The following is a 23,826-nucleotide window of genomic DNA, read 5'->3' on the forward strand; positions in this document are numbered from 1 at the left end:
ATGTAGGTGTTGATCAATTCGGCCATCTGGTTGTCGCGGCTGCCGCCGGATTTCCCGCCTATGACAACTGCTACGATGCGGCGATCGCCGTCGTCGACCGAGGAGACGAGATTGTAGCCGGAGGCGCGGGTGTAACCCGTCTTGATGCCGTCGACCCCCTTGATGCGCCCAAGCAGGCGGTTATGGCCGTTGATGCGCTTGCGGCCGTAGAGAAATGAACGTTGTGAGAAATAGCCGTAGTATTGGGGAAAATGCTCCCGTAGCGCGATGCCGAGCACCGCCATGTCGCGCGCGGTCGTGAACTGACCGGGATTTGGCAAGCCGTGGGCGTTGCGGAAAACGGTCCCCTTCATGCCCAGTGCACGCGCCTTGGCTGTCATCATGTGGGCGAAATTGGCTTCGTTGCCGCCGAGAAGCTCGCCGAGCGCCGTTGCCGAGTCGTTTGCCGACTTGGTCACCATCGACAGGATCGCGGTCTCGACCGTGATCGCGCCGCCCGGTCTGACGCCGAGTTTCGTCGGCGGTTCGGCAGCAGCATTGGCCGAGAAGACGACCCGGGAGTTCTTGCTGATCTTGCCCTTCGCCATGGCCTCGAAGGCCATGTAAAGCGTCATCATCTTGGTGAGCGAGGCGGGATAGCGCCGACCATCCGCATTCGAAGAATAAAGCACCTTGCCGGTCTTGGCGTCGATGACGATGGCCGCCGACCTCGCCGCCATGGACGAAGCAGCGTCGGCGACGACGAATGTCATCGCCAAAGCGAGGATCATGATCGTTTTCAAAGAGGATTTGGAGAGAATGCCCGACAACGCCTGACGCACCGATGGTTCCTTTGGATTTTTTGTTGCCCTGGAGGCGGCAAAGGTTCCTGCCTCACTTCCAGCCAAGCTATCGCGGTCAGCGTTACCAATCCGTTTATGGTAACCGCCACGTTCACCATTTTCTTCGGGTTTGAGCTTCTCTTTATTCGAATTTTAGCCACCGCTAGTGCCTGGGCCGGCGACCGGGTCGATGTGCCGGGCCGGCGTGCTGGCGTCGCACTCGGCGAACATTGACTTTTTGTGCATTGCACAATATATTGCTTGCATTGCACAACGCGGCCCGGACAGGGCGCGTCCGCCGTTCAAGGGCAACCGTCAAGGGAGCGTGAAATGACCCAGACCTATGAAGATTTCAGCAAATACGGCAAGGAGTTTGCCGACACCGGCTTGAAGAGCTTCGCATCCCTTTCCAAGGGTGCGCAGGCCATCGCCACCGAGGCGGGCGAGTACACCAAGAAGAGCTTCGAAGCCGGCAGTGCAGCAGCAGAGAAACTTTTGTCGGCCAAGTCGCTGGAGAAGGCGATCGAGATCCAGTCCGATTTTGCCAAGCAGTCCTACGAATCCTTCGTCACCGAAGCGACGAAGATCGGCGATCTCTATGCCGAGCTCGCCAAAGAAGCCTACAAGCCGTTCGAATCAATCGTCGCAAAAGCGAAGTAATCTCGCTATAAAATGTGAAGATGGCCCTCGGGCCTGCAAGACAGACCCGGTCGCGAACGCGCGGCCGGGTTTTTTCGTGGCAATTTGAAATTAGGGGCTCTGCCGCCTTCACGATTTCGAAAATCGGCCAAGTTTGGCCACCTAGCCATATTGTCAGCTAAACAGAAGGGCTTAAAATCGTCCATCGAACACCTACATGTCGAACTCGCTTGGGGATTCGAAAAAGGCAGGACTACGTGACTACAGGTTTGACTGCCACAGGAGATGTGGTGCGTATGCAAAACGGCAGCGACGGCAACGAGGCCGGTCGCGGCACGGCTGTTATCACGCGCACTAAAACCAAGACCAAGAAGCCTAGCCTTTATCGGGTCCTCATTCTCAACGACGACTACACACCCATGGAATTCGTGGTTCACGTGCTAGAGCGTTTTTTCCAGAAGGACCGTGAAGCCGCCACACGCATCATGCTACATGTTCACAATCATGGAGTTGGCGAGTGCGGGGTCTATACATTCGAGGTGGCCGAGACCAAAGTGTCTCAGGTCATGGATTTCGCCCGACAGAATCAGCATCCGCTGCAATGCGTGATGGAGAAGAAGTGAGGTAACATGCCGGCTTTCTCCCAAGGCCTGGAAAAGGCGCTTCACCAGGCGCTGACGCTCGCCAATGAGCGGCACCACGAATACGCAACCCTTGAACATTTGCTGCTCGCCCTCATCGACGATACCGAGGCGGCCGCGGTCATGCGCGCCTGCAACGTCGACCTCGACGAGCTGAAGCATACGGTTCTCACCTATATCGACACCGAGCTCGACAATCTCGTCACCGGATACGACGAGGACTCCAAGCCGACGGCCGGTTTCCAGCGCGTCATCCAGCGCGCGGTGATCCATGTTCAGTCGTCCGGCCGCGAGGAAGTGTCCGGCGCTAACGTGCTCGTTGCCATCTTCGCCGAGCGCGAGAGCCATGCCGCCTATTTCCTGCAGGAACAGCAGATGACCCGCTATGACGCGGTCAACTACATCTCGCACGGCATCGCCAAGCGCCCCGGCGCATCCGAGACGCGGTCGCCGCGCGGCGCCGACGACGAGCAGGGCGGCCAGAACGGCGCCGAGCCGCAAGAGGACGGCGGCAAGAAAAAGCAGCAGCAGGACGCGCTGACCGCCTATTGCGTCAACCTGAACAACAAGGCCAAGGCCGGCAAGATCGATCCGCTGATCGGCCGCGAGTCCGAGATCAACCGCACCATCCAGGTGCTGTGCCGCCGCTCCAAGAACAATCCGCTCTATGTCGGCGACCCCGGCGTCGGCAAGACGGCGATCGCCGAAGGCCTTGCCAAGCGCATCGTCGAGGGCGACGTGCCGGAAGTGTTGCACAACGCCACCATCTTCGCGCTCGACATGGGAACATTGCTGGCCGGCACGCGCTATCGCGGCGATTTCGAGGAGCGGCTGAAGCAGGTCGTCAAGGAACTCGAGGATTATCCGGGCGCGGTCCTGTTCATCGATGAGATCCACACGGTGATCGGGGCAGGGGCGACGTCAGGTGGCGCCATGGATGCGTCGAATCTGTTGAAGCCGGCGCTGTCGTCCGGCGCGATCCGCTGCATCGGCTCGACCACCTACAAGGAGTTCCGCCAGTTCTTCGAGAAGGATCGCGCCCTGGTGCGGCGCTTCCAGAAGATCGACGTCAACGAGCCGACCATCGAGGACGCCATCGAGATCATGAAGGGTCTGAAGCCGTATTTCGAGGAGTTCCACAAGGTTCGCTACACGGCTGAGGCGATCAAGGCTTCGGTCGAATTGTCGGCGCGCTATATCAACGACCGCAAGCTGCCGGACAAGGCGATCGACGTGATCGACGAGACCGGCGCCTCACAAATGCTGGTGCCGGAGGCCAAGCGCAAGAAGACGATCGGCATCAAGGAGATCGAAGCGACGATCGCCACCATCGCCCGCATTCCGCCGAAGACGGTTTCTGCCGACGACGAGAAGGTGCTGGCCGGTCTCGACATCGAGCTGAAGCGCGTCGTCTACGGTCAGGATACCGCGATCACGGCGTTGACCTCGGCGATCAAGCTGGCGCGGGCGGGCCTGCGCGAGCCGGAGAAGCCGATCGGCTCCTATCTGTTCTCGGGACCGACCGGCGTCGGCAAGACCGAAGTGGCAAAGCAGCTCGCCGCTTCGCTCGGTGTCGAGCTGATCCGCTTCGACATGTCGGAATACATGGAACGCCACACCGTCTCGCGACTGATCGGCGCGCCTCCCGGCTATGTCGGCTTCGATCAGGGCGGCCTGTTGACCGACGGCGTCGACCAGCATCCGCATTGCGTGCTGTTGCTGGATGAGGTCGAGAAGGCGCATCCGGACCTGTTCAACATCCTGTTGCAGGTCATGGACCATGGCAAGCTGACCGACCACAACGGGAAGCAGATCGACTTCCGCAATGTCATCTTGATCATGACCACCAATGCGGGCGCCTCGGATGCGCAGCGCGCGGCGATCGGTTTCGGCTCGACCAAGCGCGAAGGCGACGACGTCGAAGCGATCAACCGGCTGTTCACGCCGGAGTTCCGCAACCGTCTCGATGCGATCATCCCGTTCGGCTCGCTGCCGGTTCCGGTCATCCACCAGGTGGTGCAGAAGTTCGTCATGCAGCTTGAGGCCCAGCTTTCCGAGCGTGGCGTCACCTTCGACCTGTCGCAGGAGGCGATCGCCTGGCTGGCCGAGAAGGGCTATGACGAGCGCATGGGAGCGCGGCCGCTCGGCCGGGTCATCCAGGAGCACATCAAGAAGCCGTTGGCCGACGAGGTGCTGTTCGGCAAGCTCAAGAAGGGCGGCACGGTGCGTGTCACCGTCGAGAAGAAGGAAACCGGCGAGACCGGCCTGAAGCTCGAGTCGCTCGCCGACGAGGCGCCGGTCAAGCCGAAGAAGGAAGAACCGGACGACACGCCGAAGCCCAAGAAGGCTGCCGCCAAGAAGCCCGTCGCGAAAAAGGCGATAGCGCAGAAGGCGGAGCCTAAGAGCAAGGATGGCAGTAAGCGCAGCCTGGTGCCGCAACTGCCCCGCAAGGCGTGATGGCCCTGAAAGCTGAAAAAAGCCCCGGAAACGGGGCTTTTTTGTTGGATAAAGAGTGGCCGAAGGCATTGTGCGCGCCGCCCGGCTTCAGTTTCCCAGCGCCGTCCGTATCTTGCCAGCGTTCTCAGCCAACACTTCCGGTTTCTCCATCTGCCCGCTATGTGGCTTCAAGGGGATGCCCTCGAAGCGTGGAATGACATGGACATGGAGGTGAAAGACGGTCTGGCCTGAAGCAGGCTCGTTGAACTGCATGATGGTGACGCCATCGGCATCGAAGGCCTTTTTCACTGCCCGCGCAACTTTCTGGACATTTGCGAAGAGCGGGCCGAACACTGCCGGGTCCGCGTCAAGCAGGTTGCGCGACTGCGCCTTCGGCACAACCAGTGTATGACCCGGCCCCTGCGGCATTACATCCATGAAGGCGACAACTGCGTCATCTTCATAGACGCGATGCGACGGAATTTCACCGAGCAGGATTTTCGCGAAGATATTGTTGCTGTCGTAGGTGGGGTCGGCCATGGCGTGCGCTCCCGATTGTGCCTTGCTCTACCGCATCGACCCGAAAATCGGAATCGATTTTCGGAAAGTACGATGAGGAGGTTCAAAGTGTTAGAGCGTACTTTGTGCGTCCAATTGGACGCACGTCGCTCTAATCGTCCGCCAGATCCTTGCGGAACGGAGTGTGTTCTTCGAGATAGTCGCCCATCCGCTCGACCTCGCGCCGCTCGCGTCTGAGATAGTCGGCGACCGCATTGCGCAAGCCGGGATGCGCGATGTAATGTGCCGAATGCATGGTCACCGGCCTATAGCCGCGCGCCAGCTTGTGCTCGCCTTGCGCGCCCGCCTCGACCACTTTCAGCTTACGGTCGATCGCGAAGTCGATCGCCTGATGATAACAGACCTCGAAATGCAGGAAAGGATGGTCTTCGATGCAGCCCCAGTTGCGCCCGTAGAGCGCATCGGAACCGATGAAATTGATGGCGCCGGCAATGTAGCGTCCATTGCGCTTGGCCATCACCAGCAGGATATCGTCGGCCATACGCTCGCCGATCATCGAGAAGAACTCGCGGCTGAGATAGGGCCGCCCCCATTTCCTGCTGCCGGTATCCATGTAGAAGGCAAAGAAGTCGTCCCAGACCCTTTCGGTCAGGTCCTTGCCGGTCAGCCAGTCGATCGAGATGCCGTGAGCGAGCGCCTCGCGCCGCTCCTTCTTCAACGCCTTGCGCTTGCGCGATGCCAGAGTGGCGAGAAAATCGTCGTAGGTCGAAAAACCTTCATTGAAGAAGTGGAACTGCTGGTCGGTGCGGTGCAGAAAACCCGCCGCTTCCAGCGCCCCGACATCTTTCTCCTGCGCGAAGGTCACGTGCGCGGAAGATACGCCGAGCTTTTCCGTCACCGCTTTCAGGCCTGCTGCCAAGCCGGCCTTCACGGCGCAACTGTCCTCGCCCCTGTTGACCAGCAGGCGAGGGCCGGTGACCGGCGTGAACGGCACGGCGCATTGCAGTTTTGGATAATAGCGCCCGCCGGCGCGCTCAAACGCGTCCGACCAGCCGTGGTCGAAGACATATTCGCCCTGGCTGTGCGATTTCAGGTAGCAGGGAACGGCACCGAGCAGTTTTCCCTGCGCTGTCTCCAGCCTAAGATGATGGCCCTGCCAGCCGGTGCGCCGCACGGCGCAGCCGGAATCCTCGAGTGCACTCAGAAAAGCGAATGAAACGAGTGGGTTGTAGCCGTTTTCTGTATCGCCGCGGGTGGTGCCGCCGAGGCCATCCCATTCCGCGCAGGTAAAGGCTCCGATGCCGGAGGCAACCCGGATCGCATACTCTCCATTCGCCGTTTGCCCGTCGCCTTCATCGCCTTGATCCATTGGGCTTATTTAAGCTCCATGCCGGTCCATGCAAGCCCGGTTCAAGCGACCTGTATAAGATCGGGTTCGAATCCTTCGAACGTCATCTGATCGGCATATCTGAAGGTCAGGTCGACCGCCGGTTGGTCGAGCACGGTCCAGGTGATTACCGGCATTTTGAGCCTTTCGCGCACGAAGGAGACGAACCGGTTCGGCAGGTCGCCGGCGGCATAGGAGGTGAAGGCGATGTCATGCGCCAGCATGGCGAAATGCGCCTCGATCAGGGGTGTGTCTTTGCCATAGGCGGTCAGCCCGCCCGGAATGCCGGGCGCGTGTTTCGGGAAATCGCGGATCAGCCAATGGTCGAACGACATGATCGCCGCGTTGCCCTTGTAGCGCTTGAGCATCTTGCCGACGCTTTCCACCAGGCCTTCGTCATGGCCGGGGGCCCCTTTCAGCTCGACGACCATCGGCACACGACCATCGACCAGGTCGAGTGCCTGCTGCAGGGTCGGCAGATGGTCTGATGTGCCGCCGATCTTGAGCGCCGTCATTTCCGCTGCCGTGCGCTGCCAGACGAAACCGTCCTGGCCGGTCAGCCGCTTTAGATCACGGTCATGGATGATGACCGGGATGCGGTCAGACGACAGATGCACGTCGCATTCGATCGCATAGCCGCGTTCGGCTGCAGCGGCGAAGGCGGAAAGCGTGTTCTCCCAGCGCGTCTTGTTCATGTCGTGGAGGCCGCGATGGGCGACGGGTCGGGCGGTCAGCCAAGAAAGGTCGGTCATGTCTGGCTCATTCGACTTCGAAGATGGCTTCGATTTCCACTGCGGCATTAAGCGGCAGGGAGGCGGCGCCGACGGCGGAGCGGGCATGTTTGCCGTGATCGCCGAGCACTGCAACCAGAAAATCCGAGGCGCCGTTGGCAACCAGATGCTGCTCGACAAAATCCGGCGCCGAGGCGACGAAGACGGTGATCTTCACGAGGCGGCGGATTTTCTCAAGATCGCCAAGTGCTGCCTTGGCCTGCGCCAATATGTTGATCGCGCAGTATTTTGCTGCTTCCTTGCCGGTTGCAGTGTCTACGTCGTGGCCGAGCAGTCCGCTCGCCTGCAGCTTGCCATCCTTGAGCGGCAGCTGTCCGGCGGTGAACAGCAGATTGCCTGACCTGGAATAGGGCACGTAGTTGGCGGCGGGCGCGGCGGCGATCGGAAGCGTCACGCCTAGATCGCTTAGCCGCTTTTCGATTGTTTCATTCATGGTATTTCCCTATTGCTTGATGACGCCGCGCAGGTCGGGCCGAAATTGCTATTTTTGCCTCGCTTCCGCCACGACTTTTTTTAAGCTGGACCATCTTTCCCTGCGGCCTGCCATCAGGCGCGATGATCGGAGCCACTCATGCGCGCAACACGCCTCGCATTCCATGCAGTCCTGCTGCCAGCGGTGTTCTCGATGGCGCCGGCTTTTGCCGTACCGGCACTGCAGGCGCATCGCGCGGTTTACGATCTGAGCCTGGACAAGGCTTCCGATCGCTCGGGAATCACTGGCATTTCCGGCCGCATGGTCTATGAGTTCAACGGCTCGCCTTGCGAAGGCTACACGGTGAAGTTTCGCTTCGTCACCCAGATTGCCACCAACGACAACACAACAAAGCTGACCGACCAGCAGACGACCACTTTCGAGGACGCCGAAGGCAAGACTTTCTCGTTCGTGACAAAATCCTTCGTCGACCAGAACCTTGACAAGGAGGTCAAGGGCACGGCGACGAAGGAGACGAAGGGCCTCAAGGTCGACATCGACAAGCCGGAGAAGAACAGCCTCGAACTGGCCGCCACCCAGTTTCCGACCCAGCATCTGGTCGAGCTGATCGACAAGGCCGAAAAAGGCGAAAATTTCTACGAAACCAATCTGTTCGACGGCTCGGAAGATGCAGACAAGGTGATGACCACCACCGTCGTCGTCGGCAAGAAAGCCGATGCCGACAAGACCGATCCGGAAGCGCCGGCACTGGCGAAACTCGCCACCGACAAATACTGGCCAGTCGACATCGCCTATTTCGATGGCACCGACAAGACAGGCGAGGAGGTGCCGGAGTACCGGATCAGCTTCAAGCTGCATGAGAACGGCATCACGCGCGACCTCGTCATGGACTACGGCGAGTTCTCGATGACCGGCAAGCTGGTCAATCTGTCGTTGTTCGATCAGTCGAAGGCCTGTCCGCCGAAATAGGGCTTTCAGCTTAACCACGCCACAAAGCGGCGGCGGCGAATGACTTGAACACGCCGCAATTGCATCTCAACCTCTACGCCGACGGGTCGATCGGGGGGATGGGTTGAACAGAATCGATGTGTTCGTGGCGCCGAGGCCCAATCCGGCGCTGATCAGGATCATGACTGTCGTCAACCGGCTTGTCATGCTGCACGGCATTCCCGGATTTCGCGACCTGTTGCCGTTCAACCGCCTGGCCGGATTGCGCGGCGTCGCCAATGTCCGCCATATCGACTTTCCCGACGACGACCGGCAGCGGCTGAAGGCCTGTTGCGGGCCAGGCAAGGCGACCTTCATCACGCCCAATCATCCGGAATTCTTTACCGACTGGATGATCGACAAGGAGGTCGTCTCGCAGGTCAGTCCGCTCGCGGCATCCTGGGCCACGCATGGCGTCGTCAACGGCCTCGGCCGGATCATGCAGAAATTCTGGCTGGCCAACAATCTGATCGCCCAGATTCCCGGCAACAGTGGGGCTGCCAAGGAACACTCGATCGCCTGGGCGCTGAAAGGGCATGGTGTGCTCTTGCATCCCGAAGGCGGCGTCGGCTGGCATGCCGATGTTGTCGGTCCGCTTCTCCCGGGCGCGGTCGAGATGGGATTCGAAGCGCTCAAGCGCGCTCGCGCCACCGATCAGGATTCTAGGGTTTGGATCGCGCCGGTTGTCTGGAAGCTCGCCTTCACCAAGAATGTCGAGCCGGCTCTGGCGCAGGAATGCGCCTATGTCGAGAAGAGCCTGAAGATCGAGCGCCGTGCCGGCGATACGCTGCCGGAGCGCGTCCACCACATCTATGCGACGCTGCTGTCGCGCGATGAGATTGCCTGCGGCATGGCGCCCGACGAGCGGGCTTCGTATGCCGCGCGTCAAAAGCAACTGCTGCTCGAGCTGAGCCGGCGTCTGGGGGAGGGTATTTCGGTCGATCCCGGCGCCAACGAGGCTGCCGAGCTTTTGCGCCGGTCGCGCCGCTGGCTGCGGGGAAACACCGGTGACGCCGAACGGCAAAAGCAGGTCCGGGCGCTGGCGGACACGATCCAGCGTCTCCAACGCGTTGGGAAGTGGGCCTCAGCCAACCCGCGCATCACGCAAGAGGAGATCGCCGAGCATCTGAAGCGTATCCGCAATGATTATTGCAAAGGCACGCTGCGCGACACGGTCAACCGCTTCGTGCCGCAACCGGCCGGGCCGCGCTGCGCTCATATCCGGGTGCCGGAGCCGTTGGGATTGCACGCCTATCCTGGCTCGATCGAAGATGCGCTTGCAGAGTTGCACAGCCGCATGCAGGAGGCCGTCACCAGGACCGTAGCCGAACTCGAAGCCGCCGGCGGCTTCATTTTCTATCCGAATCCCTTCTATCATCACTAGCATTGGATCTTGGCTCCATTTGAGCTGGCTCCGCTGGACGGCGCAAGATGAAGGAGTGCGGCGAGCCTCATGGCGGTCTATGTCGACGCGGCGATCTGGAAATGGGTCGGCCACCGCTGGTGTCACCTGCTGGCCGACGACACCGACGAGTTGCACCGTTTTGCAGCACAGCTCGGCGTCAAGCGTTCGTCCTATCAGGGACCGCCGAAGACATCGGCGCCGCATTATGACATAACCGGCTTCGAACGCGACCGCGCGGTACGGCTAGGCGCCCTCGAATGCAGCCGCGAGGAGATCGTTGCTGTTTTCCGGCGTGTTCGCGTGCCGAAGGGGAAGATACGACCATGACGCTGACGGTATTTCTGGCTTACTGCGCCGCGATCACATTTGCCGCCGCCACGCCTGGCCCCGCTGTATTCACGGTCATCGCCAACGGCGTCTCGCGTGGCTTCGTTCGCGCTTTCCTGGCTGGTCTCGGCATCGCCGCCGGCGACGCGGTGCTGGTGACTTTGGCGCTGCTCGGTCTCGTGGCACTGGCACAGACCTTCGAATGGGTTTTTCTCATCCTGAAATATGCGGGTGCTGCCTATCTGATGTTTCTTGGCATCAGGATGTGGCGATCGGCTTCGGCGGAATCGAGCGGACTGCAGGCAACGCAGGCAAGACTGTCCCGATCGTTTTTCCTCGGCATCTCCATTGCTCTGGGCAATCCCAAGGCGATCCTGTTCCACGCCTCGATTATGCCGCTGATCCTCGATCTCAACACGATGAGCCTCGCTGAGGGGCTGCTCGTGGTTGCGGTCGTGATCGGCGTCAACATTATCACCATGGGCGTCTATGCGGTGCTTGCCGGGCAGGCTTCGAGCTGGTTCAAAACGCCGAGGCGGATGCGCTTGATGAACAGGTTTGCCGGCGGCGCCATGATCGGCACCGGTGCGCTGATCGCCGCACGCTGAGCCGCAAGACACCGCAGCGCTTGCGTTTGTCGCGCATCCCCTCTATATGCGCGCTCATTCCACACACGGACTTTGGTGTCTGCCCGGGAGAAATCCGGCTGAAACCTCCGGTGGCGTTCGAGGACAAAGTCCAGAAATGCCTGTGTCCGTGGAGGCTAACCGGAAAGGATACTCGAGAATGGCTCTGCCTGATTTCAGCATGCGTCAGCTTTTGGAAGCTGGCATTCACTTCGGCCACCAGACCCACCGCTGGAACCCGAAGATGGCGCCCTATATCTATGGCGCCCGCAACAACATCCACATCATCGACCTCTCACAGACGGTGCCGCTGCTGCACCAGGCGCTGAAGCAGGTTTCCGACACCGTCGCCAAGGGTGGCCGCGTGCTGTTCGTCGGCACCAAGCGTCAGGCGTCCGACATCGTCGCCGACGCCGCGCAGCGCTCGGCCCAGTACTATGTCAACTCCCGCTGGCTCGGCGGCATGATGACCAACTGGAAGACGATCTCGAATTCCATCCAGCGCTTGCGCAAGCTCGACGAGATGCTGGCAGGCGAGGCCCAGGGGCTCACCAAGAAGGAGCGCCTCAACCTTGATCGCGAGCGCGAGAAGCTCGACAAGGCGCTGGGCGGCATCAAGGACATGGGCTCGACGCCCGACCTGATGTTCGTGATCGACACCAACAAGGAAGCGATCGCCATCCTCGAGGCCAAGCGTCTCGGCATCCCGGTCGTCGCCATCATCGATTCCAACTGCGACCCGGACAAGATCGATTTCCCGATTCCGGGCAATGATGACGCTGCCCGCGCCATCCAGCTCTATTGCGATCTGATCGCCAAGGCTGCAATCGACGGCATCGCCCGCCAGCAGGGCGCGCTCGGCGTCGATGTCGGCGCTTTGGCCGAGGCTCCGGTCGAGCCGGCACTCGAGCCGACGCCGGCCGCCGAGACACCGGCTGCCCAGACACCGGAAGCGTAACAGCGAAGGCCGGTTTCGGCCTTCATCTTTCTCATATTTTGGCGCGCTGAGCGCTGGCGCCAGGCGCATCATCGAGGACCGGTGGTGCGTCGGTGCATTTTAAAACAAAGAGGCGACAATGAGCATTTCGGCTGCACAGGTCAAAGAACTCCGCGACTTGACCGGCGCGGGCATGATGGATTGCAAGGCGGCGTTGAACGAGACCAACGGCAACATGGAAGAGGCCGTCGACTGGCTGCGCAAGAAGGGCATCTCCAAGGCCGACAAGAAGGCCGGCCGTACCGCGGCCGAGGGTCTCATCGGCGTCGATTCCGGTATCCGCGAGGCGGCAGTCGTCGAGGTCAATTCCGAGACGGACTTCGTTGCCCGCAACGCCGCCTTCCAGGAGATCGTCGCCAAGGTTGCCAAGGTCGCGCTCGCCTATGGCGGCAAGACCGAGGCCGTCGCAGCCGCGCCGTATCCGGGTTCGGACAAGTCGGTCACCGAGACCATCAAGGACGCTGTCGGCACGATCGGCGAGAATCTTGGTTTCCGCCGTTCGGCCAAGCTCACCGTCGAGCACGGCGCTGTTGCGACCTACGTCCACAATGCGGTTGCCGACGGCCTTGGCAAGCTCGGCGTGCTGGTCGCCATCGAAACAACAGGCAACGCGCAGGCAGCCAACGCCTTTGCCCGCCAAGTCGCCATGCATGTCGCCGCCACCAACCCGATGGCGCTGACGACGGAACAGCTCGATCCGGCCGCGGTCGAGCGCGAGAAGGCGATCTTCGCCGACCAGGCGCGCCAGTCCGGCAAGCCGGAAGCGATCATCGAGAAGATGGTCGAGGGCCGTCTGCGCAAGTTCTACGAAGAGGTCGTGCTGCTCAAGCAGGCTTTTGTGCTCAATCCCGACATCACCGTCGAGAAGGCGCTGACGGATGCCGAAAAGGAAATCGGCGCACCGGCCAAGATCACTGCCTATCTGCGCTTCGCGCTCGGCGAGGGCATCGAGAAGGAAGAGACCGATTTCGCGGCGGAAGTCGCGGCAGCGGTCAAGAAGTAAACCGCACTCTATCTTTCTGAAAAGACTTTACGGCCGGGTGTCCGCGAGGATGCCCGGCCGATTTCTTGCGCGGTGTCGATGAAGGCCCTGAGCTTCGGCGCCATCGCCGCCCGGCGTGGAAAATAGAGGAACAGCCCCGGTTCATCGATCGAGGTGTCGCGCAGGACTTCTACCAGCCGGCCGGCCTCTACGTCAGCCCGGACAAGCGGCTCGAACAGATAGGCGAGGCCGATGCCGGCCAGCGCCATATCTCGCGCCGAAAGCGGATCGGTGAGGACGACGCTGCCGCGCGTCTCGACGCTGATATCCTTGCCCTGGTCGTTCAGGTCCCAGCGGTAGAGAGCACGCGATCGCAGGAGCCTATATCCGATGCAGTTGTGCGCCGAGAGATCGGCCAGCGTCCGTGGCTGCCCATGACGGCCGACATAGGCCGGAGAGGCGACGACGATGGTGCGGAAAGGCTGGGTCAGCCGCACCGTCACCATGTCCTCGGCGATCATCTCGCCAAGCCGGATGCCAGCGTCGAAACCTTCGCCGACGATGTCGCTCAAGCGTTCGTCGGTGACGATCTCCACCGTCACGTCGGGATAACGCTCCGCCATTGCCGACAGGATGGGCATCAGGGCCAGAGGCAGCGCAATGCGCGGCGCGTTGATCCTGAGCAGCCCGCTCGCTCTGCCTTTGACCGAGCGGATACGCTCCATCCGGTCCGCGATGTCTTCCAGCGCCGGCTCCGCTGCCGCGACAAGCGCCTCGCCGGCCTCAGTCAGAGCGACACTGCGCGTGGTGCGGGCAAACAGCGGTTGGCCGATCCGCTCCTCCACCAGCCGCACCGCATGGCTGACTGCCGACGGACTCATGCCGAGTTCGGCGGCGGCCAAGGCAAAGCCGCCGCGCCGCGCCACAGCGACGACGACAGGAAGATGGCTGAGCAGGTCTCGATCCATTCATGAACAATATCGCATAGTCCATGCTAATAATGCAAACCTATCAATCGGACAGAGGAGGCGCATCTAGGCTGCATTGAACACCAATTCTGTAAGCAGCAAGGAGACGACCCATGACCATGTCCTATTACACGCTCGGCAACAGCGGGCTGCGTGTCACCCGCCTCGCGTTCGGCACTATGACCTTCGGCACGGAATGGGGCTGGGGAGCCGAAAAGGAAACGGCCCGCGCGATGGTCGATGCCTATGTCGAGGCCGGCGGCAATTTCTTCGATACGGCCGACGCCTATACCGGAGGCACATCCGAAACCTGGCTTGGCGAATTCATCGCCGAGCGTGGGCTGCGCGACAAGGCGGTGATCAGCACCAAATTCAGCATGAACCTCGAAGAAGGCAATCCGAATGCCGGAGGCAACGGCCGCAAGAACATCATCCGCGCGGTCGAAGGCTCGTTGAAGCGCCTCAGCACCGATTATATCGATCTCTACATCCTGCATGCCTGGGACAGGCTGACGCCTCCGGAGGAGGTGATGCGGACGCTGGATGATCTGGTCCGCGCCGGAAAGATCCGCCATGTCGGCCTGTCGGACGTGCCGGCGTGGTACGCAAGCCGGGCCCAGTCGGTAGCCGAGCACCGCGGCTATGAACCGGTTTCGGCGCTTCAGCTCGAATATTCGCTGGCGGAGCGCAACATCGAACATGAGTTCGTGCCATTCGGCACGCGCCACGGTGCGGGTATAATGGTCTGGAGCCCGTTGGCCAGCGGTCTGCTCAGCGGGAAATATCGTTCCGATACAGTGAATGGGGCAGGCGGCAGGCTGGAGACGATGCGCGGCTCGACCAATCCTGGGTTTCAGAAATTCAACGATCGCAACTGGGAGATCGTCGCCGAGCTGGAAAAGGTCGCAAGTCAGCTCGGCCGCAGCATGGCTCAGGTCGCCTTGAACTGGGCCGCGACCCAGCCCGGCATTGCGTCGGTGATCATCGGTGCGACGAAGCTGGATCAACTCAAGGACAATCTCGGCGCGCTCGATTTCGACATTCCGCAGGAGCTTCGGGCACGGCTCGATGCGGTGAGCCGACCAATCACACCCTTTCCGTATTCGTTCTTCGGCTCGGAAATACAGGGCGGCCTTACGGGAGGCCAGGCGGTCGGCGATAAGCCGGCTGGCTATCTGCCGGATCTGCTCATGCAAGGTGCTTTTGCTGGCGTAAGCTAAGAGGGGAAGAGAGTTTTCCGGCTCGGGCGCCGCGTGACATCGCGGCGCCCTTCGTGTATCGGAACGCCAATGTTTCGGGGCAGCGCCTGCGCGGGGAAGCCGCCCCAGACGCGTCACACGCATAATGATGAGGACCAGATGACGGTGAAGCCCCTCTATCGACGTGTCTTGCTGAAAGCTTCGGGCGAAGCGCTGATGGGTGAACAGCATTTCGGCATCGACGTATCGGTGGTCGATCGCATCGCTGCCGACATCGCCGAGGCCCGCGCCCTGGGCATCGAGGTCGGCGTCGTCATCGGCGGCGGCAACATCTTTCGCGGCGTGGCGGTTGCGTCCAAGGGCGGTGACCGGGTCACCGGCGACCACATGGGCATGCTCGCCACCGTCATCAACTCGCTGGCGCTGCGCACTTCGCTGAACAAGATCGGCGTCGACGCGGTGGTGCTGTCGGCAATCGCCATGCCAGAGCTTTGCGAGAGCTTTTCGCAGCGCCAGGCGACCGCCTACATGAACCAGGGCAAGGTCGTCATTTTCGCCGGCGGCACCGGCAATCCGTTCTTCACCACCGATTCGGCCGCGGCGCTTCGCGCGGCGGAAATCGGCGCCGATGCGCTGTTCAAGGGCACGCAGGTCGACGGCGTCTATTCGGCCGATCCCAAGAAGGACCCGAATGCTACACGCTTCGAGCGCATCAGCCATGGCGACGTCATAAAACGCGGCCTTTCGATCATGGATACAGCCGCGATTGCACTTGCGCGCGAAAACAACATTCCGATAATCGTCTATTCGATCCACGAGAAGGGTGGTTTCGGTGATATTCTGAGGGGCGGCGGCCGTTGCACGGTCGTCGCGGACGACTGATCGGGAGCACTATCCCGAACCGAGGGTCCGCGTAAGCGAAAAGCGGGAGCCGGTTTCGGATTGAGGCTCGAACACGGGGTTATCCCTGAACAGTGAACCCGGGCTAACGGGTCGAGGAGACGATGATGAGTGGCGAATACGATGATCTCAAACGGCGCATGGACGGGGCGATCGCTGCGTTCAAGCACGATCTGGCTTCGCTGCGGACCGGTCGCGCCTCGAGCAACCTGCTCGACGCAATCCAGGTGCAGGCCTATGGCACCACCATGCCTATCAACCAGGTGGCGAACGTGTCGGTGCCGGAGCCGCGCATGATTTCGGTTTCGGTCTGGGACAAGTCGATGGTCGGCGCGGTCGATCGCGCCATCCGCGAATCCAATCTCGGCTTCAATCCGATCGTCGACGGCACCAATCTTAGAATTCCGCTGCCCGAGCTCAACGAGCAGCGCCGCAAGGAGCTGGTCAAGATCTCGCACGGTTATGCCGAGAATGCCCGCATCGCCGTGCGCCACGTGCGCCGGGACGGCATGGAGTTTCTCAAAAAGGCGGAAAAGGACGGCGATATCAGCGAGGACGATCAGCGCAAGCGGTCCGACCAGGTCCAGAAGCTCACCGACGAGATGATCGGCACCATCGACCATCTGCTTTCCGATAAGGAAGCCGAAATCATGCAGGTTTAAGGGTCCGACCCGAAAGCGAAACTATGACAAGCCCCGCGCATGTCGCGATCATCATGGACGGAAACGGACGCTGGGCCAAAGCGCGCGGCATGCCGCGGCTTGCCGGGCATCGTGCCGGCGTCGAGGCGCTGCGCAACACGGTGCGCGCCGCTCCTGGCCTCGGCATCTCCTTCCTGACCGTCTACGCTTTCTCGTCGGAAAACTGGTCGCGACCGAAGTCCGAAGTCAGCGACCTGATGGGCCTCTTGAAAATCTTCATCCGCCGCGATCTCGCCGAACTGCACCAGAGCGGCGTGCGGGTCAGGATCATCGGCGACAGGGCAGGGTTGCAGCCTGATATCAGGACCCTGCTTGAAGAGGCCGAAACGCTGACCATGCGCAACGAGGCGCTGACCCTGGTCATCGCCTTCAACTATGGCGGGCGTGACGAGATCGTGCGCACGGCGCGCAAGCTTGCCTCGGCGGTGGCGCGCGGCGAGCTCGACAGCGAGGCGATCACGGCCGAATCCTTTGCCGGCTCTCTCGATACCCAGGGTATTCCGGACCCTGAACTGGTCATCCGCACCAGCGGCGAACTCAGGCTGTCGAATTTTCTTCTGTGGCAGGCGGCCTATAGCGAGCTCGTCTTCCTGCCTTGCTACTGGCCCGATTTCAGCCGCGAGCATTTGGCCGACGCATTGCGCGATTTCGCTGGCCGCGAGCGCCGTTTCGGCGGGCTTGGCTCTCAAGACGTCGCCGTGACGGCCAAGGGATGAGCAACCTCCAGCTTCGTGTTATTTCCGCCATCGTGCTTGCCGTCGTCACGCTTGGTCTGACCTGGCTCGGCGGACTGCCTTTCCGGTTGCTTTGCGCCGCCATGTCGATCCTGATCTTCTATGAATGGACGCGAATGTGCCGCCCGGTCGCCGCCACGGGTCTTGGTCTTCTGCCGGATGCGCTGCTTCTGGTCTTCGTCGTCGCCTTGGTTGCCGGCCTGCCTGCGTCCTGGCTGCTGCTTCTTGGAGCAGTGATGGTCGTTGTCACCGTGGTCGTGGGTTCGATGCGCCAAACGGGACAGTGGGACCCGTCAGGCCTTGCCTATGCCGCCATTTCTGGCCTGTCGCTTGCTCTTTTGCGCGACGGCGATCATCCCGGCCTCGTCGCCATTCTTTTCCTGTTCGCGGTGGTTTGGGCGACCGACATATCAGCCTATTTCGTCGGCCGCGCTGTCGGCGGCCCGAAACTGGCGCCGTCGATCTCGCCCGGCAAGACGCAGAGCGGGGCACTCGGCGGCGCGGTCGGCGGCGTGGTTGCCGGACTGCTTTTGGCCGCCGCGGCCGGAGCCGGCAATCTCGCAGTGCTTGGCGTCGTTGCGCTCGTGCTTTCGATCGTCGCCCAGGCCGGCGACCTTTTCGAATCATGGGTGAAGCGCCGCCACGACCGCAAGGATTCGGGCACGCTGATACCTGGCCATGGCGGTGTCATGGACCGGGTCGACGGGCTTGTCGCGGCGGCCTTCGCCCTGTACGTCATCGGCTGGATTTCGGCGACCGCCGACCATCCGGCGCAGGGGCTGTTTCCAGCTTGATCGGCATTGTGTCTTGACTTGCGCAGGATGCGCCATGGATTCGCCTGGATTGATGTCACAGTCGCGGTACGCCCGTGCTGCGGACGAGTTTTGAGGACATGAGTTGAACGAGATTCTTCACGCGGTTTTCAGCACGGAGGGCTTTTTCCTCGGCACGCTGGTGCCTTTCCTGTTCGTGCTGACCGTGGTCGTGTTCGTCCACGAGATGGGCCATTACCTCGTCGGCCGCTGGTGCGGCATCGGCGTAAAGGCCTTTTCGATTGGCTTCGGCCCGGAACTCTTCGGCTTCAATGACAGCCATGGCACACGCTGGAAACTCTGCGCCATTCCGCTTGGCGGCTATGTCAAATTCGTCGGCGACATGAATGCCACATCGAGCCAGCCCAGCTCGGAGGAGCTCGAATCGCTGACCACTGCCGAACGCAAGATTGCCTTTCACACGCAGCCGGTCTGGAAGCGCGCGGCGACTGTGGTGGCCGGCCCGCTGTTCAATTTCCTGCTGACGATTGCCGTCTTTGCGGTGCTGTTTTCCGCCTATGGCCGCCCTGTGATGGAGCCAATGGTGGCTGAAGTCACCGCCGGCAGTCCGGCCGCCAGGGCTGGCATCCTGCCCGGTGACCGATTCGTCAGCGTCAACGGCAGCAAGGTCCAGACGTTCTCCGACGTCCAGCGCCTGGTTTCGGGCCGCGGCGGCGATGCTATCACCTTCGTCATGCTGCGCGACGGCAAGGAGATCACCGCCACGGCGACGCCGGAGCTGATGGAGCAGCAAGATGGGCTGGGCAACAAGGTCAAAGTGGCCGTGATCGGCGTCGTCAACAATCAGGAATTCGGCCAACCCAGGCTAGTCACTTACAACCCGATCGAAGCGGTAGGGGCGGCGGTCGAGGAGACGGGATACATCATTCAGCGCACCGGTCAGTTCCTGCAGCGTTTCGTCGTCGGGCGCGAAGACAAGTGCCAGCTGGGCGGCCCAATCAAGATCGCAAAGATGTCGGGGCAGGCGGCGAAATTGGGCTTCGACTGGCTTGTGCAACTTGTCGCGCTGCTGTCGGTCGGCATCGGCATTCTCAACCTTTTGCCGATTCCCCCCCTCGACGGCGGCCATCTCTTATTCTACGGCGTGGAGGCCGTCATTCGGCGACCGGTGTCGGAGCGGATGATGGAGATGGGCTATAGGGCTGGCTTCATGCTCGTGTTGGGCTTCATGGGGTTCGTTTTCTGGAACGATCTGTTTGGGTGCTGAAATCATGAAGAAATTTGGCTTCGGCACAGCCAACGTTGAGACGCCGTTTACCATGCATGGGGATATGCGTGACGCGAAAGCCACGCAACAGGGTTAAGTAAATACAAATTAACCAGGAGCCTTGCGTGTAGGGAAAATCCGGTTAATACGGTAGGGGAAATTACCGCACGTCCGGTTTTCTCGCCGTGGGGACTTCGAGAAAAGGTACAAAAGCCCGATGAAGGCAGCATCCAAGTTTTTGAGCGCCGCGTCCGCGGTGGCCCTGTCCGCCGCTCTGGTCGTGCCAGGTGCGCTCGCAGTGCAATTCGTTGCCACATCGGCGGCCGAGGCCGCTGTTGTCTCAAGAGTTGAAGTCAGCGGCAATCAGCGTGTCGACGCCGACACGATCCGCAACTACATCACAATCAAGCCCGGCAAGGCCTTTTCCAGCGCCGATATCGACGATGCGGTCAAGGCGCTGTTCGGCACCGGGCTGTTCTCGGACGTCCAGATCAACCAGGTCGGTTCGTCGCTGGTCGTCAAGGTTTCCGAATATCAGGTCGTGAACCAGGTGCTGTTCCAAGGCAACAAGAAGCTCAAGGACAACGCCCTTGCGGCCGCGGTTCAGTTGAAGCCGCGCGGAACATTCTCGCAGCAGGCGCTCGATGCCGATGTCGAGGCGGTCAAGGCCGCCTACAGGCGTATCGGTCGCGACGACGCCGCCGTGACCACCCAGATCATGGATCTCGGCGACAACCGCGTGAACGTGGTCTTCAACATCAACGAAGGCGGCCGCACGCAGATCGCCGCGGTCAATTTCGTCGGTAACAGCGCCTATTCAAGCCGTCGCCTGTCCGACGTCATCTCGACCAAGCGCTCGACCTTCCTCTCGTTCGTGCTGCGCGACGACGTCTATGACGACGACAAGCTGCGCGCCGATCAGGAGCTGCTGCGCCGTTTCTATTACAATCACGGCTATGCCGATTTCCAGGTGGTTTCCGCGGTCGGCGAACTCGACGAGACCACCAACAAATATACGGTGACCATCACCGTGCAGGAGGGCGATCGCTACACATTCGGCGACGTCAGCGTCGAGAGCACGATTCCCGAGGTCGACGGTGCGTCGCTGCAGTCGGTGGTCGAGACCCACAAGGGCGATGTCTACAACGCCAAGAACGTTGAAGACACCATCATCGCGCTGACCGAGAAGGTTGCCGGTTCCGGCTATGCCTTCGCTCAGGTGACGCCGCGCGGCGACCGCAATTTCGAGAACCACACCATTTCGGTGGTCTATACGATCGACCAAGGCACCAAGGCCTATGTCGAACGCATCGAGATTCGCGGCAACGACCGGACACGCGACTATGTCATTCGTCGCGAATTCGACGTCAGTGAGGGCGATGCCTTCAACCAGGTTCTCATCCAGCGCGCGAAGAAGCGGCTGGAAGCGCTCGATTACTTTGAAAAAGTCGAGGTTTCCACCGTGCCCGGCTCTGAGCCAGACCAAGTGGTGCTCGTGGTCGACGTGGTCGAGAAATCGACCGGCGAGTTCTCGGTTGGCGCCGGCTATTCGACCGGCGGCGACACGTCAGGCCCATCCATCGAAGGCTCGATCACCGAGCGCAACTTCCTCGGACGCGGCCAGTTCATCAAGTTGTCGGCGGGCGGCGGCAAGAATTCGCGCGACTACAGCTTCTCCTTCACCGAACCCTATTTCCTTGGGCGGCGTATCGCTGCCGGTTTCGATGTCTTCAACCGGACCAGGAACTACGACGAATACGAGAGCGAGACGATAGGCGCGACAGTGCGCTTCGGCCTGCCGATCACCGACAACATCTCGACGCAGCTTGCGTATAATATCTCGCAGGAGAAGTATAAGCTCGATGACGACTGCGATGTTGACAATGATGGCGAGCCCGACGCCGGCTGCGACGTCTCTGAGGCAATCTTTGAAGGTATTCAGGAAAGCCCGTGGCTCAAGTCGTCGGTCAGTCTCGGCCTGGTCTACAACACCATCGACGACATGAAGAACCCGCATGAGGGCATCTACGCCAATGTCACCACGGAGGTGGCCGGGCTCGGCGGTGACGCCAAGTTCGTCAAGGTGACGGCGCGTGGCAGCGTCTACCAGACATTGTCGGAGCAGCTTGATCTGGTCGGCTTGGTTTCGGGCGGGGCAGGCCACGTCCAAGGCTTCGGCGGCGGCGATCTGCGCATCTTCGATCATTTCCAGAGCAGTGACCGCATGATCCGCGGCTTTGCCTATGGCGGCATCGGCCCCGTCGACTCGGACGGATTTGATGACCATCTCGGCGGCACCACCTATTTCAACGCCTCGGCGGAAGCCCAGTTCCCAATGCCGGTCATTCCGGAGAGCTTCGGCCTGCGCGGCGCGGTCTTCGCCGATGCGGCAACGCTCTATGGCAGCAAGGTCAGTGCTGATTTGGTCGATCAATCGACAACCGACATGCAGTGGCGCGCCTCGGTCGGCGTTGGTCTGATGTGGGCGTCGCCGTTCGGCCCGATCCGCATCGACTATGCGATCCCGGTCCTCAAGGAAGACACCGACGACGTGCAGGAATTCAACTTCGGCATATCGACCCGCTTCTGATCGGCGGCAACGATGTTTCCGGGCCGTTGGGGCCCGGAAGAGAGTGATCCGACACTACAGCGCCGCGCGTCCTCTTGGACGCGCAAAGAACGCTGTAGCACTTTGATTTTGCGCATGATCCCCAGCGAAAATCGATTCCGATTTTCCGGGTCATGCGCTAGCTGGATATAGCTTCTGGAATGACCGATCCGGTGTTCTTCGCGCCCTCACGCCGGTACACGGCTGGCGAAGTCGCGAATCTGACCGGCTCGGTGCTTGTCGATACCGGCCTTTCCGATATATCGATCGAAGCCTTGGCACCGGCAAGCGAAGGCGGTGAGCACGCCCTTGTCTTCGTCGACGGCAGACGCAACTTCGCGCTGATGCAATCGCTGCGGGCGGCGGCGGTCCTCTGTCCCGCCGAATTTGCCGGCAAGGCGCCGGCGGGCATCGCGGTTCTGGTCCATCCGCGCCCGCAACAGGCTTTCGCGATGGTCGGACGGCTTCTTTTCCCGGCTGCCGCTACACCGGCGCCGATGACCGGCGAAACCGGTATCTCACCGCATGCCCATATCGATCCTTCGGCGCACATTGAGGCCGGCGCGATCATCGAGGCCGGCGCGATCATCGGCCCCCGCGCTTCTATCGGCAGCGGATCCGTCATTGCTCCTCATGCCGTTATCGGTCCCTCCTGCCAGTTCGGCCGCGATGGCTATGTCGGTCCGGGCGCCAGCATCCAATACGCCCTGATCGGCAACCGCGTCATCATCCATGGCGGCGCCCGCATCGGTCAGGACGGTTTTGGCTTCGTGGCCGGCGCCAAGGGCCCGGAGCGCGTCCCGCAAATCGGCCGGGTCGTTATCCAGGACGATGTCGAGATCGGCTCGAACACCACGGTCGATCGTGGCGCCATGTCCGACACGATCATCGGCCAGGGCACCAAGATCGACAATCTGGTGCAGATCGCCCATAACGTCCGCATCGGCCGCAACTGCATAATCGCCGGTCTTTCGGGTATTTCCGGTTCCGTAACGGTGGGCGACAACGTCACCATGGGTGGCGGTGTCGGCCTTGCGGATCACCTGACCATAGGGACAGGGGCCAAGCTTGCCGCAAGAAGCGGGTTCATGAGCAACGTCCCTGCGGGCGAGATTTGGGGAGGGTATCCGGCACAGCCGATGGCGGAAGCCATGCGGGAGATCGCGGCTCTGCGAAGACTGGCCAGGGCGCGCAAATCCGGCGACGGAGGGAATAGCTGAGATGGTGGCGGCGACGACGCTCGAGGCGGTCGACATATTGGGGCTGATGAAGCTCCTGCCGCATCGCTATCCGTTCCTGATGATCGACCGCATTATCGACATCGATGGCGACGAGTCCGCTATCGGCATCAAGAACGTGACCATAAACGAGCCGCATTTTCAGGGTCATTTCCCGGACCAGCCGGTTATGCCCGGCGTGCTGATCGTCGAGGCGATGGCGCAGACGGCCGGCGCCATCTGCATCCGCAGCCTTGGCACCGAAAAACCGTCGCTGGTCTATTTCCTGACCATCGACAACGCCAAATTCCGCAAACCGGTCGTTCCCGGCGACCAGTTGAAGATCCATGTGAAGAAAATCAAGAAACGCGGCAACCTTCTCAAATTCGCCTGCGAGGCTCTGGTCGACGGCGTCAAGGCCGCGGAAGCCGAGATCTCGGCGATGATGGTTACGAGCGACTGACGATC

23 protein-coding genes and 1 pseudogene are annotated in these 23,826 nt (G+C 61.3%); 18 read left to right on the forward strand and 6 right to left on the reverse strand.

The window, feature by feature from the left end; genetic code table 11:
- A partial coding sequence (locus EOC93_RS03245) for a D-alanyl-D-alanine carboxypeptidase family protein (RefSeq protein ID WP_348627584.1) occupies positions 1-770 on the reverse strand: 770 nt, incomplete at its 3' end.
- Between the two features lie 381 nt (positions 771-1,151).
- Here EOC93_RS03245 and EOC93_RS03250 point away from each other — a divergent pair.
- The 3 genes from EOC93_RS03250 (at position 1,152) to clpA (ending at position 4,558) form a co-directional block, all read left to right on the forward strand.
- Complete coding sequence (locus tag EOC93_RS03250) at positions 1,152-1,481, forward strand: phasin family protein (protein ID WP_127203828.1); 330 nt, start codon at positions 1,152-1,154, stop codon at positions 1,479-1,481.
- Between the two features lie 275 nt (positions 1,482-1,756).
- Positions 1,757-2,083, forward strand: a complete 327-nt coding sequence (clpS, locus tag EOC93_RS03255) for an ATP-dependent Clp protease adapter ClpS (RefSeq protein ID WP_036241697.1) — start codon at positions 1,757-1,759, stop codon at positions 2,081-2,083.
- 6 nt (positions 2,084-2,089) lie between these two features.
- The gene (clpA, locus tag EOC93_RS03260) at positions 2,090-4,558 is read left to right on the forward strand and encodes an ATP-dependent Clp protease ATP-binding subunit ClpA (protein ID WP_127203829.1); all 2,469 of its coding nucleotides are present in this window, start codon (positions 2,090-2,092) and stop codon (positions 4,556-4,558) included.
- 87 nt (positions 4,559-4,645) lie between these two features.
- Here clpA and EOC93_RS03265 read toward each other — a convergent pair whose 3' ends face one another.
- The 4 genes from EOC93_RS03265 to EOC93_RS03280 form a co-directional block, all read right to left on the reverse strand.
- Entirely contained in the window at positions 4,646-5,077 is a 432-nt protein-coding gene (locus tag EOC93_RS03265; protein WP_127203830.1) for an HIT family protein, read from the reverse strand.
- Positions 5,078-5,207: 130 nt separating this feature from the next.
- Positions 5,208-6,425 (reverse strand): GNAT family N-acetyltransferase, encoded by a 1,218-nt coding sequence (locus EOC93_RS03270; RefSeq protein WP_127203831.1) that lies wholly within the window; start codon positions 6,423-6,425, stop codon positions 5,208-5,210.
- A gap of 41 nt (positions 6,426-6,466) precedes the next feature.
- A complete protein-coding gene (locus tag EOC93_RS03275; RefSeq protein WP_127203832.1) occupies positions 6,467-7,195 on the reverse strand; it encodes a glycerophosphodiester phosphodiesterase in 729 nt (242 codons plus the stop codon).
- Positions 7,196-7,202: 7 nt separating this feature from the next.
- Positions 7,203-7,667 carry a RidA family protein gene (locus EOC93_RS03280; RefSeq protein ID WP_127203833.1) on the reverse strand — a complete coding sequence of 155 codons (465 nt, stop codon included), beginning with the start codon at positions 7,665-7,667 and terminating at the stop codon, positions 7,203-7,205.
- A gap of 138 nt (positions 7,668-7,805) precedes the next feature.
- Between EOC93_RS03280 and EOC93_RS03285 the strand changes: the two genes are divergently transcribed.
- From EOC93_RS03285 to tsf, 6 genes are all read left to right on the forward strand, one after another.
- Positions 7,806-8,636: a cell envelope integrity EipB family protein gene (locus tag EOC93_RS03285; protein ID WP_095485259.1), complete on the forward strand. Its 831-nt coding sequence runs from the start codon at positions 7,806-7,808 to the stop codon at positions 8,634-8,636.
- A 103-nt stretch (positions 8,637-8,739) separates the two neighbouring features.
- Positions 8,740-10,038, forward strand: a complete 1,299-nt coding sequence (locus tag EOC93_RS03290; protein WP_127203834.1) for a hypothetical protein — start codon at positions 8,740-8,742, stop codon at positions 10,036-10,038.
- Between the two features lie 69 nt (positions 10,039-10,107).
- Positions 10,108-10,386 (forward strand): DUF4031 domain-containing protein, encoded by a 279-nt coding sequence (locus tag EOC93_RS03295; protein ID WP_126106476.1) that lies wholly within the window; start codon positions 10,108-10,110, stop codon positions 10,384-10,386.
- Positions 10,383-10,994 carry a LysE family translocator gene (locus EOC93_RS03300; protein WP_127203835.1) on the forward strand — a complete coding sequence of 204 codons (612 nt, stop codon included), beginning with the start codon at positions 10,383-10,385 and terminating at the stop codon, positions 10,992-10,994. Before EOC93_RS03295 ends, EOC93_RS03300 begins: the two co-directional genes overlap by 4 nt.
- 178 nt (positions 10,995-11,172) lie before the next feature.
- Positions 11,173-11,970, forward strand: a complete 798-nt coding sequence (gene rpsB, locus EOC93_RS03305) for a 30S ribosomal protein S2 (RefSeq protein WP_095485256.1) — start codon at positions 11,173-11,175, stop codon at positions 11,968-11,970.
- A gap of 118 nt (positions 11,971-12,088) precedes the next feature.
- Complete coding sequence (tsf, locus tag EOC93_RS03310; RefSeq protein ID WP_095485255.1) at positions 12,089-13,012, forward strand: translation elongation factor Ts; 924 nt, start codon at positions 12,089-12,091, stop codon at positions 13,010-13,012.
- An 8-nt stretch (positions 13,013-13,020) separates the two neighbouring features.
- On the opposite strand, the gene EOC93_RS03315 is transcribed toward tsf, so the two are convergent.
- Positions 13,021-13,959, reverse strand: coding sequence for a LysR family transcriptional regulator (locus tag EOC93_RS03315; RefSeq protein ID WP_127203836.1), 939 nt, complete (start codon positions 13,957-13,959; stop codon positions 13,021-13,023).
- Positions 13,960-14,072: 113 nt separating this feature from the next.
- Here EOC93_RS03315 and EOC93_RS03320 point away from each other — a divergent pair, with 113 nt between their 5' ends.
- The 9 genes and pseudogenes from EOC93_RS03320 (at position 14,073) to fabZ (ending at position 23,821) form a co-directional block, all read left to right on the forward strand.
- Positions 14,073-15,179: an aldo/keto reductase gene (locus EOC93_RS03320; protein ID WP_127203837.1), complete on the forward strand. Its 1,107-nt coding sequence runs from the start codon at positions 14,073-14,075 to the stop codon at positions 15,177-15,179.
- Between the two features lie 138 nt (positions 15,180-15,317).
- Complete coding sequence (pyrH, locus tag EOC93_RS03325) at positions 15,318-16,040, forward strand: UMP kinase (RefSeq protein ID WP_095485560.1); 723 nt, start codon at positions 15,318-15,320, stop codon at positions 16,038-16,040.
- Positions 16,041-16,165: 125 nt separating this feature from the next.
- Complete coding sequence (gene frr / locus EOC93_RS03330) at positions 16,166-16,720, forward strand: ribosome recycling factor (RefSeq protein ID WP_095485252.1); 555 nt, start codon at positions 16,166-16,168, stop codon at positions 16,718-16,720.
- Between the two features lie 11 nt (positions 16,721-16,731).
- Positions 16,732-17,475 (forward strand): annotated as a pseudogene (locus EOC93_RS03335) (isoprenyl transferase); the annotation flags it as partial.
- Entirely contained in the window at positions 17,472-18,287 is an 816-nt protein-coding gene (locus tag EOC93_RS03340) for a phosphatidate cytidylyltransferase (protein WP_095485250.1), read from the forward strand. The pseudogene EOC93_RS03335 and the gene EOC93_RS03340, both read left to right, overlap by 4 nt.
- Before the next feature lie 103 nt (positions 18,288-18,390).
- The gene (gene rseP / locus EOC93_RS03345; RefSeq protein ID WP_095485249.1) at positions 18,391-19,533 is read left to right on the forward strand and encodes an RIP metalloprotease RseP; all 1,143 of its coding nucleotides are present in this window, start codon (positions 18,391-18,393) and stop codon (positions 19,531-19,533) included.
- A 217-nt stretch (positions 19,534-19,750) separates the two neighbouring features.
- On the forward strand, positions 19,751-22,123 hold the full coding sequence (bamA, locus tag EOC93_RS03350) for an outer membrane protein assembly factor BamA (RefSeq protein WP_126106483.1): 2,373 nt from the start codon (positions 19,751-19,753) through the stop codon (positions 22,121-22,123).
- Positions 22,124-22,302: 179 nt separating this feature from the next.
- Complete coding sequence (gene lpxD / locus EOC93_RS03360; protein WP_127203838.1) at positions 22,303-23,361, forward strand: UDP-3-O-(3-hydroxymyristoyl)glucosamine N-acyltransferase; 1,059 nt, start codon at positions 22,303-22,305, stop codon at positions 23,359-23,361.
- A complete protein-coding gene (gene fabZ / locus EOC93_RS03365; protein ID WP_095485245.1) occupies positions 23,354-23,821 on the forward strand; it encodes a 3-hydroxyacyl-ACP dehydratase FabZ in 468 nt (155 codons plus the stop codon). The genes lpxD and fabZ overlap by 8 nt, the downstream gene beginning before the upstream one ends.
- Positions 23,822-23,826 lie beyond the last annotated feature (5 nt).

The sequence above is a fragment of the Mesorhizobium sp. M6A.T.Ce.TU.002.03.1.1 genome, assembly GCF_003997275.1.
In the GTDB taxonomy this organism is placed as follows: Bacteria; Pseudomonadota; Alphaproteobacteria; order Rhizobiales; family Rhizobiaceae; genus Mesorhizobium; species Mesorhizobium mediterraneum.

Coding starts and splice junctions, on each gene's coding strand:
- EOC93_RS03250 (WP_127203828.1), top strand. CDS start 1,152: ATGACCCAGACCTATGAAGATTTCAGCAAATACGGCAAGGAGTTTGCC.
- clpS (WP_036241697.1), top strand. CDS start 1,757: ATGCAAAACGGCAGCGACGGCAACGAGGCCGGTCGCGGCACGGCTGTT.
- clpA (WP_127203829.1), top strand. CDS start 2,090: ATGCCGGCTTTCTCCCAAGGCCTGGAAAAGGCGCTTCACCAGGCGCTG.
- EOC93_RS03265 (WP_127203830.1), bottom strand. CDS start 5,077: ATGGCCGACCCCACCTACGACAGCAACAATATCTTCGCGAAAATCCTG.
- EOC93_RS03270 (WP_127203831.1), bottom strand. CDS start 6,425: ATGGATCAAGGCGATGAAGGCGACGGGCAAACGGCGAATGGAGAGTAT.
- EOC93_RS03275 (WP_127203832.1), bottom strand. CDS start 7,195: ATGACCGACCTTTCTTGGCTGACCGCCCGACCCGTCGCCCATCGCGGC.
- EOC93_RS03280 (WP_127203833.1), bottom strand. CDS start 7,667: ATGAATGAAACAATCGAAAAGCGGCTAAGCGATCTAGGCGTGACGCTT.
- EOC93_RS03285 (WP_095485259.1), top strand. CDS start 7,806: ATGCGCGCAACACGCCTCGCATTCCATGCAGTCCTGCTGCCAGCGGTG.
- EOC93_RS03295 (WP_126106476.1), top strand. CDS start 10,108: ATGGCGGTCTATGTCGACGCGGCGATCTGGAAATGGGTCGGCCACCGC.
- EOC93_RS03300 (WP_127203835.1), top strand. CDS start 10,383: ATGACGCTGACGGTATTTCTGGCTTACTGCGCCGCGATCACATTTGCC.
- rpsB (WP_095485256.1), top strand. CDS start 11,173: ATGGCTCTGCCTGATTTCAGCATGCGTCAGCTTTTGGAAGCTGGCATT.
- tsf (WP_095485255.1), top strand. CDS start 12,089: ATGAGCATTTCGGCTGCACAGGTCAAAGAACTCCGCGACTTGACCGGC.
- EOC93_RS03315 (WP_127203836.1), bottom strand. CDS start 13,959: ATGGATCGAGACCTGCTCAGCCATCTTCCTGTCGTCGTCGCTGTGGCG.
- EOC93_RS03320 (WP_127203837.1), top strand. CDS start 14,073: ATGACCATGTCCTATTACACGCTCGGCAACAGCGGGCTGCGTGTCACC.
- pyrH (WP_095485560.1), top strand. CDS start 15,318: ATGACGGTGAAGCCCCTCTATCGACGTGTCTTGCTGAAAGCTTCGGGC.
- frr (WP_095485252.1), top strand. CDS start 16,166: ATGAGTGGCGAATACGATGATCTCAAACGGCGCATGGACGGGGCGATC.
- EOC93_RS03340 (WP_095485250.1), top strand. CDS start 17,472: ATGAGCAACCTCCAGCTTCGTGTTATTTCCGCCATCGTGCTTGCCGTC.
- bamA (WP_126106483.1), top strand. CDS start 19,751: ATGAAGGCAGCATCCAAGTTTTTGAGCGCCGCGTCCGCGGTGGCCCTG.
- lpxD (WP_127203838.1), top strand. CDS start 22,303: ATGACCGATCCGGTGTTCTTCGCGCCCTCACGCCGGTACACGGCTGGC.